At 71.4% G+C, this 15,660-nt stretch carries 16 protein-coding genes and 2 pseudogenes; 10 read left to right on the top strand and 8 right to left on the bottom strand.

The window, feature by feature from the left end; genetic code table 11:
* The first annotated feature begins 45 nt into the window (after nucleotides 1-45).
* Together ACWC2T_RS41130 and ACWC2T_RS41125 are read left to right on the top strand one after the other, a co-directional pair.
* A complete protein-coding gene (locus tag ACWC2T_RS41130; RefSeq protein WP_450675416.1) occupies nucleotides 46-789 on the top strand; it encodes a TetR/AcrR family transcriptional regulator C-terminal domain-containing protein in 744 nt (247 codons plus the stop codon).
* Nucleotides 790-1,083: 294 nt separating this feature from the next.
* Nucleotides 1,084-1,854, top strand: a complete 771-nt coding sequence (locus ACWC2T_RS41125; protein ID WP_450675415.1) for an SDR family NAD(P)-dependent oxidoreductase — start codon at nucleotides 1,084-1,086, stop codon at nucleotides 1,852-1,854.
* Nucleotides 1,855-1,964: 110 nt separating this feature from the next.
* On the opposite strand, the gene tnpA is transcribed toward ACWC2T_RS41125, so the two are convergent.
* Complete coding sequence (gene tnpA, locus ACWC2T_RS41120) at nucleotides 1,965-2,381, bottom strand: IS200/IS605 family transposase (RefSeq protein WP_450675414.1); 417 nt, start codon at nucleotides 2,379-2,381, stop codon at nucleotides 1,965-1,967.
* A 24-nt stretch (nucleotides 2,382-2,405) separates the two neighbouring features.
* On the opposite strand from tnpA, the gene ACWC2T_RS41115 reads away from it, so the two are divergent.
* Together ACWC2T_RS41115 and ACWC2T_RS41110 are read left to right on the top strand one after the other, a co-directional pair.
* Nucleotides 2,406-3,641, top strand: a complete 1,236-nt coding sequence (locus tag ACWC2T_RS41115) for an RNA-guided endonuclease InsQ/TnpB family protein (protein WP_450675413.1) — start codon at nucleotides 2,406-2,408, stop codon at nucleotides 3,639-3,641.
* 276 nt (nucleotides 3,642-3,917) lie between these two features.
* Nucleotides 3,918-4,802: a hypothetical protein gene (locus ACWC2T_RS41110; protein ID WP_450675412.1), complete on the top strand. Its 885-nt coding sequence runs from the start codon at nucleotides 3,918-3,920 to the stop codon at nucleotides 4,800-4,802.
* 177 nt (nucleotides 4,803-4,979) lie between these two features.
* On the opposite strand, the pseudogene ACWC2T_RS41105 reads toward ACWC2T_RS41110, so the two are convergent.
* Nucleotides 4,980-5,076: pseudogene (locus tag ACWC2T_RS41105) on the bottom strand.
* A gap of 370 nt (nucleotides 5,077-5,446) precedes the next feature.
* On the opposite strand from ACWC2T_RS41105, the gene ACWC2T_RS41100 reads away from it, so the two are divergent.
* Both ACWC2T_RS41100 and ACWC2T_RS41095 read left to right on the top strand, forming a co-directional pair.
* Nucleotides 5,447-6,055, top strand: coding sequence for a GNAT family N-acetyltransferase (locus ACWC2T_RS41100; RefSeq protein WP_450675411.1), 609 nt, complete (start codon nucleotides 5,447-5,449; stop codon nucleotides 6,053-6,055).
* A 262-nt stretch (nucleotides 6,056-6,317) separates the two neighbouring features.
* Nucleotides 6,318-6,731, top strand: coding sequence for a hypothetical protein (locus ACWC2T_RS41095; RefSeq protein WP_450675410.1), 414 nt, complete (start codon nucleotides 6,318-6,320; stop codon nucleotides 6,729-6,731).
* Nucleotides 6,732-6,874: 143 nt separating this feature from the next.
* On the opposite strand, the gene ACWC2T_RS41090 is transcribed toward ACWC2T_RS41095, so the two are convergent.
* A complete protein-coding gene (locus ACWC2T_RS41090) occupies nucleotides 6,875-7,528 on the bottom strand; it encodes a class I SAM-dependent methyltransferase (protein WP_450675409.1) in 654 nt (217 codons plus the stop codon).
* A 480-nt stretch (nucleotides 7,529-8,008) separates the two neighbouring features.
* Between ACWC2T_RS41090 and ACWC2T_RS41085 the strand changes: the two genes are divergently transcribed.
* The gene (locus ACWC2T_RS41085) at nucleotides 8,009-9,226 is read left to right on the top strand and encodes an arylsulfotransferase family protein (RefSeq protein WP_450675408.1); all 1,218 of its coding nucleotides are present in this window, start codon (nucleotides 8,009-8,011) and stop codon (nucleotides 9,224-9,226) included.
* Nucleotides 9,227-9,346: 120 nt separating this feature from the next.
* A pseudogene (locus ACWC2T_RS41080) lies at nucleotides 9,347-9,442 on the top strand.
* A 68-nt stretch (nucleotides 9,443-9,510) separates the two neighbouring features.
* Here ACWC2T_RS41080 and ACWC2T_RS41075 read toward each other — a convergent pair.
* The gene (locus ACWC2T_RS41075) at nucleotides 9,511-10,473 is read right to left on the bottom strand and encodes a LysR family transcriptional regulator (RefSeq protein ID WP_450675407.1); all 963 of its coding nucleotides are present in this window, start codon (nucleotides 10,471-10,473) and stop codon (nucleotides 9,511-9,513) included.
* A gap of 80 nt (nucleotides 10,474-10,553) precedes the next feature.
* Between ACWC2T_RS41075 and ACWC2T_RS41070 the strand changes: the two genes are divergently transcribed.
* Entirely contained in the window at nucleotides 10,554-12,122 is a 1,569-nt protein-coding gene (locus ACWC2T_RS41070; protein WP_450675406.1) for an MFS transporter, read from the top strand.
* A gap of 229 nt (nucleotides 12,123-12,351) precedes the next feature.
* On the opposite strand, the gene ACWC2T_RS41065 is transcribed toward ACWC2T_RS41070, so the two are convergent.
* A complete protein-coding gene (locus tag ACWC2T_RS41065) occupies nucleotides 12,352-12,708 on the bottom strand; it encodes a DUF6059 family protein (protein WP_450675405.1) in 357 nt (118 codons plus the stop codon).
* On the opposite strand from ACWC2T_RS41065, the gene ACWC2T_RS41060 reads away from it, so the two are divergent.
* Nucleotides 12,707-13,291 (top strand): helix-turn-helix domain-containing protein, encoded by a 585-nt coding sequence (locus tag ACWC2T_RS41060; protein ID WP_450675404.1) that lies wholly within the window; start codon nucleotides 12,707-12,709, stop codon nucleotides 13,289-13,291. The genes ACWC2T_RS41065 and ACWC2T_RS41060 overlap by 2 nt on opposite strands.
* Before the next feature lie 113 nt (nucleotides 13,292-13,404).
* Here the strand turns inward: ACWC2T_RS41060 and ACWC2T_RS41055 are convergent, their stop codons facing one another.
* The 3 genes from ACWC2T_RS41055 to ACWC2T_RS41045 form a co-directional block, all read right to left on the bottom strand.
* Complete coding sequence (locus tag ACWC2T_RS41055) at nucleotides 13,405-13,659, bottom strand: acyl-CoA carboxylase epsilon subunit (RefSeq protein ID WP_450675403.1); 255 nt, start codon at nucleotides 13,657-13,659, stop codon at nucleotides 13,405-13,407.
* Nucleotides 13,656-15,278 carry an acyl-CoA carboxylase subunit beta gene (locus ACWC2T_RS41050; RefSeq protein WP_450675402.1) on the bottom strand — a complete coding sequence of 541 codons (1,623 nt, stop codon included), beginning with the start codon at nucleotides 15,276-15,278 and terminating at the stop codon, nucleotides 13,656-13,658. The genes ACWC2T_RS41055 and ACWC2T_RS41050 overlap by 4 nt, the downstream gene beginning before the upstream one ends.
* A gap of 7 nt (nucleotides 15,279-15,285) precedes the next feature.
* On the bottom strand, nucleotides 15,286-15,660 hold a 375-nt coding region (locus tag ACWC2T_RS41045), incomplete at its 5' end, for a methionine adenosyltransferase domain-containing protein (protein WP_450675401.1).

The raw sequence follows: 15,660 nt of genomic DNA, 5'->3' as shown, positions 1-15,660 counted from the left end.
GCGGAGTCAACAGGCTTCGCCGAGCGGAGTCGAACGGGAGGGCCCATGGCCGGCCGGAACGCCAAGGAGCAGCACAAACCACGCGATGCGCGAGCGAGCCTCGCGCTGCTGTGGGGGGAGCAGGAGCCGCCCACCCGGGGCCCCAAGCCGAGCCTCACCCCACAGCGGATCGCCGCCGCGGCCGTCGCGCTGGCGGACGCCGAAGGGCTGGACGCGCTCTCCATGAACAAGGTCGCCGCCGGCTTCGGCCTGTCGGCCATGGCCCTGTACCGGTACGTCCCGGGCAAGACCGAACTCGTCGAGCTGATGGTGGAGTCGGTGCTGGCCGAGGCTCCCGACCTGTCCGCAGTACCGGACGCCGACTGGCGGGGTGCCGTACGCGAGTGGACCCGGCAGTGCGCCCGCGTCTACGCCGCCCACCCCTGGCTGCTCACCGCCACCGCGATGCGCCGCCAGAAGATGGGCCCCCACCAGCTGCGCTGGCTCGACGCGGCACTCGCCGCCCTGGAACCCACCGGCCTCGGCGGCGCCCAGCGCCACCAGGTCTTCCTGCTGCTGATCGGACTCGTCCGCAACCTGGCCCAGCAGCAGGGCGACTACGACGAGGAACAGGACCGGGAGTGGAACCAGCTCACCGCCGAACTGCTCGCCCGGCACGCCGACCGCTACCCGGCGCTGACCAGGGCGGTCGCCGAGGGCGCCTTCGACCCCGACGGCACAGACCCCCTGGAATTCGGCCTCGCCCGCATCCTCGACGGCGTCGACGCCCTGATCGCCGCCGGACCATGACCTCTGGGCGTCATGGTCCGGGGCGCGGGCCGGCGCGGCTCCGGGACAGAAGTGCCGCCCGAACCCGAAGGCGATGTGCGGATTGGACTGGCGCACCCGCACAGAGGAACGACTCCTCTGGACATCCCCGGCCACCCCGCCCACGCCACCGGCCGGGCCCGGCTGCTTCCGGGCATCCGGTGAGCCCGGTGAGCGGCGGTGTGCCCGCGGTGAGCGAGCGGTGAGCGGTGCCCGCGATGGTGGCGTCGCACCGGAACCACCAGGGTCCGGGCACCGACCGACGGGAGCGGAACCATGGGCGAACTGACCGGCACCACCGCACTGGTGACGGGCGCGTCGCGCGGCATCGGCCGGGCCGTCGCCGTGCGGCTGGCCGCCGAGGGCGCACGCGTCGCTGTGCACTACGGCAGCGACGAGCGGGCCGCGGCCGACACCGTGGAGCACATCGAGAAGGCGGGCGGCCGGGCCTTCCCCGTACGGGCCCGGTTCGGCCAACAGGACGCGGTGGATTGGCTGTTCGAGCAGCTCACCCCCGAACTCCGGGGACGCGGGCTGGATATCCTCGTCAACAACGCGGGCATCAGCTCCGGCCACCCGATCTCCCAGGTCACCTGCGAAGAACTCCGGCAGCTGTTCGAGACCAACGTCAGTGCCCCGTTCTTCGTCACCCAGCGGGCGCTGCCGCTGCTCAACGACGGCGGCCGCATCGTCAACATGGGCTCCACCGCCAGCCGGTTCGCCGTCTCCCTCCAGATCGGCTACACCCTCACCAAGGCGGCACTGGAATCCCTCGCCCCCACCCTCGCCAACGAACTGGGCCGCCGCGGCATCACCGTCAACACCGTCGCCCCGGGGGCCATCCGCACCGACCTGACCGCTGGTTACACCTCCGTCCCCGAGGTCGTCGCCGAACTGGAGGCGATCACGGCACTCGGCCGGCTGGGAGAGCCGGAGGACGTCGCCGACGTCGTCGCCTTCCTCGCCGGGCCCGGGGGCCGCTACATCACCGGACGGACCCTCGACGTCTCCGGCGGCACCTACCTCGGCCCGATCATGCCCGCATGAGCCACCACCAGGATCCAGCGAGGGAGTACCGGGCTTCAGGCCGGTAGGGAATCGCTTCTCAAGAAAGGGGTGACCCGCACCGGAGCACGGGTCTGCGCTGTTGACCTCAGCTACAGCGGCCGGTTCTGGTTCTCGATGTACCGGCGCATGATCGCCAAGGGCGCTCCGCCGACCGATCCGGCGAAGTACGACCCGGACCACAGCTTGTTGGCCCGGTAGTAGTGCTGGACGAGGTCGGGGAACTCCTGGCGCATCCTGCGGGAGGAGACGCCCTTGAGGGAGTTGACCAGCTTGGAGACGGCGACCTTGGGCGGGAAGTTCACCAGCAGGTGGACGTGGTTGGACTCGCCGTTGAACTCGGTCAGCTTGGTCTCGAAGTCCTCGCACACCGCCCGCATGATCTCTTCCATCCGTGTCAGGTGCCGGTCGGTGAAGACGTGATGCCGGTACTTCGTCACGAAAACCAAGTGCGCGTGCATGAGGAAAACACAGTGTCTACCAGTTCGGATGTCCTCGTACTCAGCCATAACCCAAGTACGTACGCTGATCGCGTGCAGCTTCGCTACCAGTACCGCGTCCATCCGACGCCAGGTCAGCGCATCAGCGCGGCCAAGGTGTTCGGGTGTCGACGTGTGGTCTGGAACGACGCTCTATCCCCGGTGAAGCCGGTCAAGGCGGCGAACAAGCTGCTCGGCAACCCGAAGAAGCGGCTCGCCGAAGGCCCGTACATGCGGGTGCCGAAGAACCCGGACCTGTCCAAGACGCTGATCACGGCGGCGAAGAAGACCGAGGAGCGGTACTACCTCAAGGACGCGCCGGTCGGTGTACTTCAGCAGACACTTCGGGACCTGGACGCCGCATGGAAGGCGCACGAGGACTCCAAGACCGGCGTCCGCAAAGGCCCGAAGGTCCAGCCGCCCAAGCACAAGAGCAAGAAGGACAGCCGGCAGTCGGCCCGCTTCACCCTCTCCGACAGGTTCAAGATCACCGAAGACGGGCGCCTGCGCTTGCCGAAGATCGGCGACGTCCGCGTGAAGTGGACCCGTGATCTTCCCTCCGCGCCCTCGTCCGTGACGCTGATCAAGGACCGCTCGGGCCGGTACTGGGCCTCGTTCGTCGTGGAGAGCGACCCGGCCGACGACGTCCTTCCGCCCACTGATGGGGACCAGGGCATCGACCTGGGCCTGACCCGCTTCGCGGTACTGGCGGACGGATCGCACATCGCGTCCCCGAAGTACCTGCGCCGGGCCGAGAAGAAACTGAAGAAGCGGCAGCGGGAGCTGTCGCGGAAGAAGAAGGGCAGCAACAACCGGGACAAGGCCCGGATCAAGGTCGCACGCGCTCACGCCCAGGTGGCCGATGCGCGCCGGAACTTCCACCACCAGTGGTCCCACAAGCTCACCAGCGAGAACCAAGCGGTGTTTGCGGAAACCCTGAACGTGCGAGGCCTGGCGCGTGGCCGACTGGCCAAGAGCGTGCACGACGCCGGATGGGCACAGTTCGTGTCCTTCCTGGACTACAAGGCGATCCGGCGCGGACGGCAGTTCGTCAAGGTCGCCCGCGACTTCCCCAGCTCGCAGATATGCTCCGCGTGCGGACGCCGGGACGGGAAGAAGCCGCTCAACGTGCGCGAGTGGACGTGCCCGGAGGAGACCTGCGGCACCCGGCACGACCGCGACTGGAACGCGGGCAAGAACGTCCGATACGAAGGCCGTCGCATCCTCGCAGCGGCCAACCACCACCCACCCCAGGACCTGGGGCCTCACGCCGGTAACGGCGGCGAGTAAACGCCTGCGGAGCGCACGTAAGACCAGGGGTTTCCCCGGCAGCGCGCACAACCCCCACCCACGCGGGGAGGAACCAGGAACCCACCCGAAGCGGGCATACCTCACGAAGAGGACCACCCACAGGCGGAGAATCCTCGCCCTTCACGGCGATGGAGGAGGTCAACTCCCACTTCCTGTGGATTCGCGGCATCGCCGCCGGCGTCGCCCCGTACGCGGCCACCGTCCTCGACGCCCTGGACGGCGACCCCCCCCGCGGGCCAGGAGGAGGAGTTCGCGGTGTGCGTCCTGCTGGCGGCGTCCGCAGACACCGGCCGCGCCCTGTGGCACCGGCACCGCGACCGCGCCCGGGTGGCCCTCGGCACGGTGTGGTCGGGCGCCCGGCAGGGCCGGCACCCCGCCGCGCTCCTGCTGTGGGTGCTGCTCAACGCCACGGACGGCGACCCGTACGACGCGTACGCCCTGGTCACCTCGCGGCGTGCCGACCCCGACCCATGGGTGCGGGCCATGGCCCGCTACGTCATGGCCTACGGTGCCCTCGGCGAGGACGACGCCCCGCGCGCCCGACGGGCCCTGCGCACCGCCACCGACACCTTCCGCACGCTCGGCGACCGCTGGGGAACCGCCCTCGCCCAGGACGCCCTGGCCGGCCTCGCCACGGCCCGGGGCGACCGAGCGGCCGCGGTCGCCCTCATCGACCAGGCACTGGGGCTGACCGAACAGCTCGACGCCACCGCGGACACCGCCGACCTCCTGGTCAGCCGCGGCGACAACCTCGCCGGGACCGACTCCGCGGCGGCCCGCGAGGCCTACACCCGGGCCGCCGGCCTGGCCCGCCGTACCGGAAGCCCCGCCGGTCTGGCGGTGGCCCGGCGGGGACTGGGCGACCTCGCCCTGGCAGCGGGCGAACCGGCCGTGGCGGAAGGGCTCTACCGCGAGGCCCTGGCGGGACTGGACGCCCGCTGGGTCAGAAGCGTCGGGCACCGGGTGCGCACCCTGGCCGGTCTCGCCCGCGTGCACGAGGCCCGCGGCGACCGGCAGACGGCCCGCCTGTGGTACCGGCAGGCCGCCGCGGCGGTGTCCCTGCCGGGGGCGTCCGCGCCGGCCGTACTGGCCCTGCTGGGCCTGCCCGAGGAGGTCCGCCGGGCGATCGACGGCGCATGAGGGCGGCCCGTACCCCGGCACGAGCACCCCTCCAACGGATCTGGCCGGCCTCTGGCCGGGGCTCCGCCTACGGGCCGATCACCGCGGCGGACGACGACGGACATCCGGACGCGCCCAACCGGCGGCCGGCCCGCAACGGCCCGCCGCCGGTCCTGCCTGTGCCCCTGCGGGACTGGGCGGAGAGGGCAGGATTCGAACCTGCGTGGACCCCTGGGGGGTCCGACCTCCGAGGCATGCTCGCCGGTCCCCGATCAACCACTCCGGGCACCTCTCCCCGATCCCGGCTTCGCCGTCCTGCGCGCCGCCGTTCACGTGAACCACTGTGCCGGCAACCACTGACGGCACGCTGACGCGGTTCCCACGACACCGGTCGTCTCCCGCTCCGGCGCGAGGTGACGGCCGGGTGCGGGACTACGCCGAACGCCGCGGCGGTTCGGCGGAGTTCGTGCCGGGCGGCTCGGTGCGGGAGGCCCGCCAGACGGCGCGCGGGCGCTGCCACACCCGGGCCGGCCGGCGACTGCCGAGAGGTGCCCGACACCCTGCTGCGCCGGGCGGACCTGGGCATGGCACGGTCACACGCTCGCGGTCGACCCGTCGGCCGAAACGGGCTGCCGTTCGCCGGGCCGATCGTATAGAACGAGGGCATGAGCCCGACGACGACTGCCCTCGGACCGCGGACGATCAGCGCGGACGACCTGCTGCTGCGCCCGCTGACCGAAACGGACGAGCCCGCCGTCGCGGAGGCCCTGCAGGACCCCGGCATCCTGCGCTGGGCGGCGGGCAGATCCGTGGCCGAGGCGCCGCCCCGGGAGCGCGCCCGGGCCTGGCTGACGCCCCGCCTCTCCTGCTGGCAGAACGGCGCCGCGGTGTTCGCCGTCGCCGACCCCGTACGGGGCACCCTGCTCGGCTCCCTCAGCATCAGGGAGATCAACCGCCTTCCCGACCAGGCAGTGGTGACCTACTGGGTGACACCGGCCGCCCGAGGCAGGGGGCTGGCCGCCAGGGCCCTGGAGACGGCGGTGCGGTGGGCGTTCACCCCGGTCGCGGACGGCGGCCTCGCACTGCACCGCATCACCCTGGACCACGCCGTGCCCAACGTCGGCTCGTGCCGGGTCGCGACCGGGGCCGGCTTCCGCCTCGAAGGAACCATGCGGGACTTCTACGTCGACGCCGACGGCACCCGGCACGACTCCCACCTGCACGCCCGCCTCGCGAGCGACACCGGGGAGGGACAGCCGCCCGCCGCCCGGTGAAGGCCGGGTGAGCCGAGCCCGCGGACGACGCCGTGCCGCCAGGGTGCGTGCTCGGGCGCGCCCACGTCCCTGGCACCGCCCGCCGCCGCAGTGATGCGGTCGTGCCGGCACCGGAACCTGCTCGAGAGACGCGGGAACCCCGGTCGAGACCGCGTGGACCGGACAACCCCGCGGCCTCCGCCCACGGCACCATGGGCTCGGGCGCCCCGCCCGACAACACCGTGCGCCCCGCCGGTCGTAGCGGGGGAAGGGACACGCCGTCATGACACCCACCGCCAGCCGTCGCTTACGCCGAGGCCGTGCCGCGGCCGTCACCGCGTCGGCCGCAGTCGCCCTCGCCACAGCACTCACCGCCACCGGCTGCGCTGCCGCCCACCGGGCGCTGGACTGTGTGCGCACCGCCAACGCCATCGCCGACGCCGTCGACAACCTGCAGCAGGCGGCACGGGACGCGGCGCTCGACCCCTCGAAGGCCGACAGCTACTTCGACCCCATCAACAAGAACCTGAAGGACATCGGCCACCAGACCGACAACGTCGACGTGAACAAGGCGGTGGACGACCTCGGCAAGGCCGTGGACAACGTCCGCGCGTCCATCAAACACGGCGACAAGAGTCCCGACCTCAGCCCGGTCAAGGACTCCGCGGGCGAACTGACCAAGGCCTGCACGAGGTAGCGCCGACGCCGGTGCATCGCTCATGCCCGCCGCGCAGCACGGGCGCTCTTGCCCGAAGACGACCGGCACCCGAACCGAGGTGCGACACAAGAGACTTGACGACCGCCCTGCCGGCGGCGATCACCCGGAAGGAACAGGCCCCGTCAGGGCGTTTCGGGCTTGCGGGCCAGCAGGCAGGCGTGCGGTCTGTTCGCCCGTCCGCCGGGCTCCTGCTCCAGCCTCGCGGTGACGACGAGTCCGGCCTGCTCCAGCAGGCCGGCCATGCGGTCCAGGGGCAGGAGATACGACTCGTAGGACACCGGACGGCCATAGCCCTGGGTCGGCTGCAGCCGTTCATCGCCGACATAGTCTCCCCAGAGCAGGTGGCCGCCGGGCGCGAGCGTGCGGTGGAACTCGGCGAACACCGCCGGCAGCCACTGCGGGGGCGTGTGGTGGGTGGAGTACCAGGCCAGGATGCCGCCGAGCTCGTCGTCCCTCATCTCCAGCGCGGTCATCGAGCCCTCGGTGAACGGCAGGTTCGGATAGGCGCGCCGGGCCAGCCCGATCATCTTCGGTGACACATCGACGCCGAAGGCGGACACTCCCAGCCCGGCCAGGTGCGCCGTCACGCGGCCGGGGCCGCATCCCAGGTCCGCGACCGGCCCCAGACCAGTCGTCCGCACGAGTTCGGCGAATCCCGCCAGCATCGCGCGTGACAGCGGGTCCAGGTCGGCGGGAGGCGGGACGCGTTCGACGTAGTCGGCGGCGACCGTGTCGTACGACTCGCGGACGGCGGTCAGGAAGGAGGGCTCAGCCATGCGGGCGACCCTAGACCAGGGAACTGACAGGCCGCGCCTGGACCTTGAGTTGACCTGCGCGACATCCATCGCCGCGCAGCCGCCATGGTGTCGTTGTTTCCCCGGCAGCGTGAGGCCGCGACGTCCGCCGCGGCAGGATGGGATCCTGGATTGACGCTCCGCCAGGCAGGCCGTAGGTTTTCGGACATGCAGCAGCGACCTGCCCTGACGACTCGCGGTCACATCGACCACATGCGGGTGTGCTCTGCTGCCTGTCGCCCCTGTTGAGAGCCCAGCGCCTCCAGGGTCTTCACCCGTGTCCGACCGCGGCCTCTTCGGGCTGTTCGCGGACTTCTGTGTGAGCTGACGCGCCTGCCTGCGCGCGGCAGCGCCTTCCTGTAGTTGCCGTCCCTCGCTGCGTACGCCCAGCCGGCGTGCGCCTTCCGTGGATGCCCGGAGCCGGCCCGTTCGGCTCCGGCCCGCCAGACAAGGACCTCTTTGATGCGTAGGAACACCCTGCCCGCCCGCGCTGCGGCTGTTGCGGCGACCGCCGTGGTCGCCGGCCTGCTGCCCGTGACCGGCGCCGCAGCCGCTCCCGCCGGGGCCGCGCCGCTGCCGCCGGTCACCGTCCTGACCGACAAGGCCAAGGCCGGCAGCGGGGACATCTTCATCTCGCCGAACTCGGCCACCAGCCAGTACTCCAGCGGCGTGGAGATCCTGAGCCAGGACGGCAAGCGGGTCGTGTGGTCGCACAAGGTGCCCGCCGGGCAGGAAGCTGCCGACTTCCGCGCCCAGACCTACCGGGGCAGGCGAGTGCTGACCTGGTGGCAGGGCACCGGCCTCGGCTCCCTGGCGAGCGGCACCGACTACGTCTACGACGACCACTACCAGAAGGTCGCCGAGGTCAGGGCCGGGAACGGCTACACCGCCGACGGCCACGAGTTCCTGATCACCCCGCGCGGAACGGCGCTGATCCTGGCCTACAGGCAGACCACGGCAGACCTGACATCCCTGGGCGGCTCCGCACACCAGAAGGTCATCGACGGCGTGGCGCAGGAGATCGACATCCGCACCGGCCGGGTGCTGTTCCAGTGGAGCGCCGCCGACCACGTTCCCTACGCGCAGAGCGAGCAGCCGCTGCCGTCCTCGCCGGACACCCCGTGGGACTGGTTCCACATCAACGCCGTCAAGCTCGACACCGACGGCAACCTGCTGATCGACGCCCGCAACACCTGGACCACCTACAAGGTGGGCCACCGCAGCGGCAAGGTCCTCTGGCAGCTCGGCGGCAGGGCGAGCACCTTCAAGGAGCTGGCTGCGCCCGGCCAGTACCTGAACACCGCCGGGCGGATCTTCGCCTGGCAGCACGACCCCGAGCCGCTGGGCGGCGGCCTGTACCGGTGGTTCGACAACGAGTCCGCCGGTGCCGCCAACACCGGCACCGGCGCCGTGGAGGAGTTGCCGTTCAGCCGTGTGGTCACCGCCCGCCTGGACAGCCGTACCCACACCGCGACCCTGGTCGGCTCCGTCGACCAGCCGGACTACCTCAGCGCATCCTCGCAGGGCAACGCGCAGACGCTCCCGGGCGGCAACACCTTCGTCGGGTGGGGCTCGCTGCCGTACGTCTCCGAGTTCAGCCCGTCCGGCGAGCTGCTGTTCAAAGCGCAGCTCCCCACCGGCGTGAACACCTACCGCGCCTACCGCGCCACCTGGAAGTGACCCGAGCCTGCCGGCCATCTGCTGCGAGCTGACGCCGTGTCAGCGCGGCGTCAGTGCGGTGTCAGCGGCTCGGGCCACTGTTGTCCCAGTGACCGGCCCGCAAGAGGGGGCCGGGAACAGGGAGAGGTGCCCGGAGTGGTTGATCGGGGACCAGCGAGCTCGCCTCACGGTCGGGCCCCATCGGGGCCCACGCAGGTTCGAATCCTGCCCTCTCCGCCGTAGCACGGGACACGCACACGCGGCGACCGTTCGTACGGCTCCTCGACGACGGCCCCTCAGGCCCCTCACCCCGGGGCCGTCCGGCACGGTGGGGCAACGGGCACGTCGTCGGGTTCCAGCACCGCCCTGACGGAGCTGCGGATGCGGGAGCGCAGCCACTGGTGGGCCGGGTCCGAGTCGTCGCGCGGGTGCCAGGCCAGGGACAGGTGCAGCGGGGGCAGGGCGACGGGCAGTTCCCGGGTGACCAGGCCGAGGGTGCGCACATTGATGCGGTACTGGCGCCAGGGGAAGAGGCCGATCATGTCGTGCCGGTTGGCGAGCATCAGCAGCGTGGCGGCGAACGTGGGGGCGACGACGGCGGCGCGGCGGCCGAGCCCCAGTGCGGCCAGGGCGTCGTCCAGTGGGCCGTTCAGCCGGCCGCGGCGCGAGGTGACGATGTGCCGGGCCCCGGCCAGCCGCTCGGCGGTGAGCTCGCCCTCGGCCAGGGGGTGGTCGGGGCGCAGGACCATGACGGTGTGGTCCGTGGTGAGCGGCTCGGTGCGGATCTCCGGGGCGAGCGGGCCCAGCACCCCCATCTGCAGATCGACGCTGCCGTCCCGCAGCCCGGTGTGATCGCCGGACGGTTCGGCGAGGAAGCGCAAGGTCACGCCCGGAGCCTGCTGTTCGACGCAGGTGAGCAGGTGATCGCCGACGGAGGTGACCATGGCGTCGTTGGCGCAGATCGTGAAGGTCCGGGTGAGGGAGGCGAGGTCCGTCTCGCCGGCCGGAGCGAGTACCGCGTGGGCGCGCTGCACCAGGGCGCGCACCTCCGCGCGCATGGCCACGGCCCGGGGAGTGGGCTGCATGGTGTGCCCGGCGCGGACCAGGACGGGATCCTCGACGACCTTGCGTATCCGCCCGAGCGTGCGGCTCATCGCCGGCTCGGAGACGGCCAGGCGGTCGGCGGCACCGGTGACGGAGCACTCCTCCAGCAGCGCGTCGAGGGCGACGAGCAGATTCAGGTCCAACTTCGTATGCACCGAACGCATTTTATGCATCAAGGGCATGCATTTGAAGTTATCTTCCCGCGTTCCTACGGTCGTTGAGCACCGTCGGAGAAGGGAAGGACATGACTGCACCGAGCGCATCGAGGCCCCACGCCGACCGGGGGCATGAGGCGGGGCGGCAGACGGGCCGGGGCACGGGCACCGCTGACGGCCGGGCGGTACGGCGCACCGTCCCGCGTCTGATGAACGCCGCCGTCATCGCCGTCCAGGCCATGGTCTCCGGCGTCAACCTGGCCGTCCCCCAGCTGTCCGGGAGCGGTCTGCATCCCTCGGCGACGCAGCTGGTGTGGATCGTGGACGTCTACCTGCTCGTCTTCGCCGGGCTGCTCATCCCGGCCGGGGCGCTGGGCGACCGGCTCGGCCGCAAGCCGGTGCTCCTCAGCGGGCTCGCCGTCTTCGGCCTGGGCTGTCTGGGCTGCGCCCTCTCCCCGAACGTCACGGCCCTGATCGTCAACAGGGCCGTCGCGGGCGTGGGCGCGGCGCTGGTGATGCCGGCCACCCTGGCGCTGTCCCTGTCGGTGACCCCGCCCCCTGAGCGCGGCAGGGCGGTGGGCGCCTGGTCCGGCGCGACCGGGCTGGGCGGCATGCTCGGCAACCTGATCGCCGGCACCACCCTGCAGTTCTTCTCCTGGCCCGTGTTCTTCGCCCTCTTCGTCCCGGCCGCCGTGCTGCTCGCCGTCCTCGCCGGCCGCTGGGCCCCGGACACCGAACGCCACCCCGTCCGCCCCGACGCCCCGGGCGCCGTCCTGCTGGTGGCGACCCTGACGGCCCTGCTGTTCGGCCTGATCGAGGGCCGCGAGCTGGGCTGGACCTCCACCCCTGTCCTCGCCGCGTTCGCCGCGGCCGCCGTCATCGGCGCGCTCTTCGTCGTGCACTCCCTGCGCAGCGACCGCCCCCTGGTCGACCTGCGACTGCTGCGGACACCCGCGGTGGGCTCGGGCACCCTGGGGGTGGCGGGCGCCTTCCTGGGCATGTTCAGCCTGTTCTTCCTCAACTCCCAGTACCTGCACTACGCCAAGGGATTCAGCGCCGTCCAGACGGGCCTGGCGATCCTGCCGCAGGGCCTGTGCATGAAACTGGTCTCGCCCAGGGCCGCCCGGCTGGCCGCGCGGTGGGGTACGCGCCGGGTCGTGGCCGCCGGCCTGACGCTGATCGTCGCCGGGCTGGTGCTGCTGTCCCTGGCCACCTCCGCGACACCGTACTGGAGTTACGCGACCGACCTGCTCGTCATGGCGGCCGGCATGGGCCTGGCCACCCCGCCCCTGTCCAGCGGCATCGTCGCCGCCCTGCCCAGGAGCCAGAGCGGCCTCGGAGCCGCGCTCAACAGCACCGCCCGCGAGATCGGCAGCGCGATCGGCATCGCCGTCGTCGCCACCATCGTCACCAGCCGGTTCCTCGCCCACCTGCCGCCGGCCGTAGCGACGCATGCGCACTCGGCCTCGGACGCCATGACGGCGGCCGGCCACCTGGGCGCAGCCCAGCACACGGCCGCCGTGCACGCGTTCACCGACGCGATGACCCAGGGCTACCGCGTCATCGCCGCGCTCGTCGCCGTCACCGCCCTGGTGGTCCTCCGCTGGCAGGGACGCGCCCGGCGCACCACGACCGGCACCGGGCAGGCGGCCCCGTGATCCCCGCCCGGCACCCCCCGAGGCGCACGAGCTGCCCGAAGGACCCGAGCCGCGCACCGGCGTCCCCCAGGCCGCTCACCTTCACATGCTGCAGACCGGCGACGCCGAGGCGATCGAGACCCTGCTGCCCGGCAGCATCCTCCGGCCGGCCGCAGGTGCCCACCGCGTCCGGACGCCGCGGCACCGCCCACCTCGACCGTCGACCGCGTACAGCGGATGGCCCGGGTGTTCAGGCGAACGGGTCCTGCGACCTGCGCAGTTCGCGTGGCAGTTCTCTCAGCAGCGCTCGTTCCGTCGCGGTCAGGGGGATGTCCCTGCGCAGCCGTTCAGGATGACCGTCGGCCGGGCCTTGGTGCAGGTGGAACCACGGCTCCGCTGCGATCCACATCCTGCCGACACTCGCCAGGCGACCGACGAACCACCAGACGCTTCGTCGCAGCGTTCTGCGACGTGGCGGACCGAACTCCACGGGGACTCCCCAGACGTCAAAGGAAGGCAGAGATATCTCTGCCGAGGAATCTTGGCCGAAAATCGTCTGCCGACGATTCTTTGCAAAGGTATCTCGGTGGTTATACGGTGGGCTCATGGAGAACACAGAGCACAAGCCCTCGTCCCATGACCCCCGCGCCCTCATGGCCCTCGCTCACCCGCTGCGGATCCGTCTGATCACCGCGCTGCGGGAGAACGGCCCCGCCACGGCCACGCAGCTCGCGGCCCAGCTGGGCGAGACCAGCGGCACGACGAGCTATCACCTGCGTCAGCTCGCCGAGCACGGGTTCATCGAGGAGAACGCGGAGCGCGGCACCGGCCGGGACCGCTTCTGGGAGGCCACCAACAAGGGCATCCGCGCGGACAACATCGAGGATTTCGTCCACCACCCCGACCGTGCCGTACGCGGCGCGCTCGGACTGCACATCCACGAGGCGGCCCACAACCACACCCGGGAGCTGTCGACCTGGCTCCACTCCATGAACGAGATGCCGGCGGAGTGGAACGGCAGCTGGGACCTGAGCAACTTCACCCTGAAGCTCTCGCCCGCGGACGCGCGCGAACTCGAGGGCAAGATCCACGACCTGATCGAGAACTACCGCGAGAAGGAGGTGGACAAGCCCGCCGACGGCTTGGCGCTGCGTCTGCACATCCACGCGTTCCCGCGCCCGGCTGAGTGACATCACCCCGCCGGCTGCGGCCGGCCCCGGTTGAAGGCAGCAGCCGGGGCCGGCCCGGACGATTCTCCCAGAGGGCGAGAGGCGTGAGCGACCGGTGGCGCCGGACGGCCCGGCTACGCACGCCACGTCGGAAAGGGGATCGTGGTCCAGGGGCGCGCGTTCCTGCCCGGGCTCCGCAGAACGGACCGGGACACCGCCCCACCGGCGGCGATCAGATCCCGGTACTCCTTCTCTTCCCGTTCCGCCTGCCGCTCCCGGCGTTGCGCGGCCAGGGCGTACAACACTGCGGCGAGGGCGGCGAGTTCCTCCGGCGTCGGCCGTCCCCGGACGATCCGCAGCTGCCCTCGGTCCGGTTCCTGCGCCCTCACTGCGGCTGGTTCCCGTGCTTGCGGCTCGGCACCGGCGCGCTCTTGGAGCGCAGCACGGACAGAGCGTCGATCAGCCGGCGCCGGGTCTCCGCCGGGTCGATCACGTCATCGACGAGCCCGCGCTCGGCCGCGTAGTACGGATGCATCAGCTCACGCTGATACTCCTCGACCCGCGTCCTGCGCGCCTTCTCCGGGTCATCGGCGGCCGCGATCTCCCTGCGGAAGATCACGTTCGCGGCTCCCTCCGCGCCCATCACGGCGATCTCGTTCGTCGGCCAGGCCAGTGCCAGGTCGGCCCCGATCGCCCGGGAGTCCATGACGATGTACGCCCCTCCGTACGCCTTCCGCAGCACGACGGAGATCCTGGGCACGGTCGCGTTGCAGTAGGCGTACAGCAGTTTGGCGCCGTGCCGGATCACACCGCCGTGCTCCTGGTCCACTCCCGGCAGGAAACCGGGCACGTCGACCAGCGTGACCAGCGGGATGTTGAACGAGTCGCACATCTGGACGAATCGTGCCGCCTTCTGCGAGGCGCTGATGTCGAGTACGCCTGCCATGTTCGAGGGCTGGTTGGCCACGATGCCGACCACCCGGCCGCCCATCCGCGCCAGAGTGCACACGACGTTGGCCGCCCAGGCTTCGTGCAGTTCCAGGTGGTCGCCGTCGTCGACGATCTCCTCGATGACCCGGCGCATGTCGTACGGCGCACTCGGATCCGCCGGCACCATCTCGATCAGTGCGTCGCAGGAGCGATCCGGCGGATCGTCCGTCAACTGCGCCGGCGGCAGCTCCCGGTTGTTCGACGGCAGGAAGGACAGCAGGTAGCGCACGTCCTCCAGGCAGGTTTCCTCGTCGTCGTAGACGAATGAGGCGACGCCGGACATCGCTGCGTGCACGGCAGCGCCCCCCAGCGCCTCATGACTCACCGCCTCACCGGTGACCGCCTCGACCACGTCCGGTCCGGTGATGAACATCTGCGAGGTGCTGCGGACCATGAAGACGAAGTCGGTCAGCGCCGGCGAGTAGGCCGCGCCGCCGGCACAGGGGCCGAGGATGACGCTGATCTGCGGGATCACTCCCGAGTTGCGCACATTGCGGCGGAAGATGCCGCCGTACCCGGCCAGAGCGGTGACTCCCTCCTGGATGCGCGCCCCGGCCCCGTCGCACAGCCCGACAACGGGGGCACCGGCAGCCTCCGCCATGTCCAGGATCTTGTGGATCTTCTCGGCGTGGGCTTCACCCAGTGCGCCGCCGAAGATGCGGAAGTCATGCGCGTAGGCGAACACGGGCCGCCCGTCGACCCGCCCCCACCCGGTGACGACGCCGTCGGTGTGGGGCCGCCTGTCCTCCATGCCGAACCCGGTGGACCGGTGCCGGCGGAAGGGCTCCACCTCGCTGAACGTGTCCGGGTCGAAGAGAAGCTGCAGGCGCTCGCGCACGGTCAGCTTGCCTTTTGCATGCTGTGCCTCGGTCGCCCGCTCACTGGGGCCGCTCAGCAACTCCTGCCGCAGGCGGGTCAGTTCGCCGACGCGAGCGCGCTGCGAGCACACCGTGCCGTGCTCGTTGTCCGTGTCTGCCCCTGCCGGAGTGCCCACGCGGGTGTCCGCTTGATCGCTCATGACTCTCTCAGACCCCCGCGGCCCGGAGCAGGTCCGTCACGCGGTCCGTGCGCTCCCAGGTGAAGTCGGGCAGCTCGCGGCCGAAGTGGCCGTAGGCGGCCGTCTGGGCGTAGATCGGGCGGAGCAGGTCGAGGTCGCGGATGATCGCGGCCGGGCGCAGGTCGAAGACCTCGTCGATCGCCTCCTCGATGACGTGCTGCGCCACGGTGGCGGTGCCGAAGGTCTCCACGAACAGCCCCACCGGCTCGGCCTTGCCGATCGCGTAGGCGACCTGGACCTCGCAGCGCGAGGCCAGGCCCGCCGCCACGACGTTCTTGGCCACCCAGCGCATCGCGTACGCCGCCGAGCGGTCCACCTTGGACGGGTCCTTGCCGGAGAACGC

This window comes from Streptomyces sp. NPDC001393, from assembly GCF_053597455.1.
This window is presented reverse-complemented; position numbering and strand designations above follow the sequence as displayed.

Bases quoted from the DNA above. Each gene is read 5' to 3' on its own strand.
- ACWC2T_RS41130 (WP_450675416.1), top strand. From the start codon at position 46: ATGGCCGGCCGGAACGCCAAGGAGCAGCACAAACCACGCGATGCGCGA.
- ACWC2T_RS41125 (WP_450675415.1), top strand. From the start codon at position 1,084: ATGGGCGAACTGACCGGCACCACCGCACTGGTGACGGGCGCGTCGCGC.
- tnpA (WP_450675414.1), bottom strand. From the start codon at position 2,381: ATGGCTGAGTACGAGGACATCCGAACTGGTAGACACTGTGTTTTCCTC.
- ACWC2T_RS41100 (WP_450675411.1), top strand. From the start codon at position 5,447: ATGAGCCCGACGACGACTGCCCTCGGACCGCGGACGATCAGCGCGGAC.
- ACWC2T_RS41095 (WP_450675410.1), top strand. From the start codon at position 6,318: ATGACACCCACCGCCAGCCGTCGCTTACGCCGAGGCCGTGCCGCGGCC.
- ACWC2T_RS41090 (WP_450675409.1), bottom strand. From the start codon at position 7,528: ATGGCTGAGCCCTCCTTCCTGACCGCCGTCCGCGAGTCGTACGACACG.
- ACWC2T_RS41085 (WP_450675408.1), top strand. From the start codon at position 8,009: ATGCGTAGGAACACCCTGCCCGCCCGCGCTGCGGCTGTTGCGGCGACC.
- ACWC2T_RS41075 (WP_450675407.1), bottom strand. From the start codon at position 10,473: ATGCGTTCGGTGCATACGAAGTTGGACCTGAATCTGCTCGTCGCCCTC.
- ACWC2T_RS41070 (WP_450675406.1), top strand. From the start codon at position 10,554: ATGACTGCACCGAGCGCATCGAGGCCCCACGCCGACCGGGGGCATGAG.
- ACWC2T_RS41060 (WP_450675404.1), top strand. From the start codon at position 12,707: ATGGAGAACACAGAGCACAAGCCCTCGTCCCATGACCCCCGCGCCCTC.
- ACWC2T_RS41065 (WP_450675405.1), bottom strand. From the start codon at position 12,708: ATGAGCCCACCGTATAACCACCGAGATACCTTTGCAAAGAATCGTCGG.
- ACWC2T_RS41050 (WP_450675402.1), bottom strand. From the start codon at position 15,278: ATGAGCGATCAAGCGGACACCCGCGTGGGCACTCCGGCAGGGGCAGAC.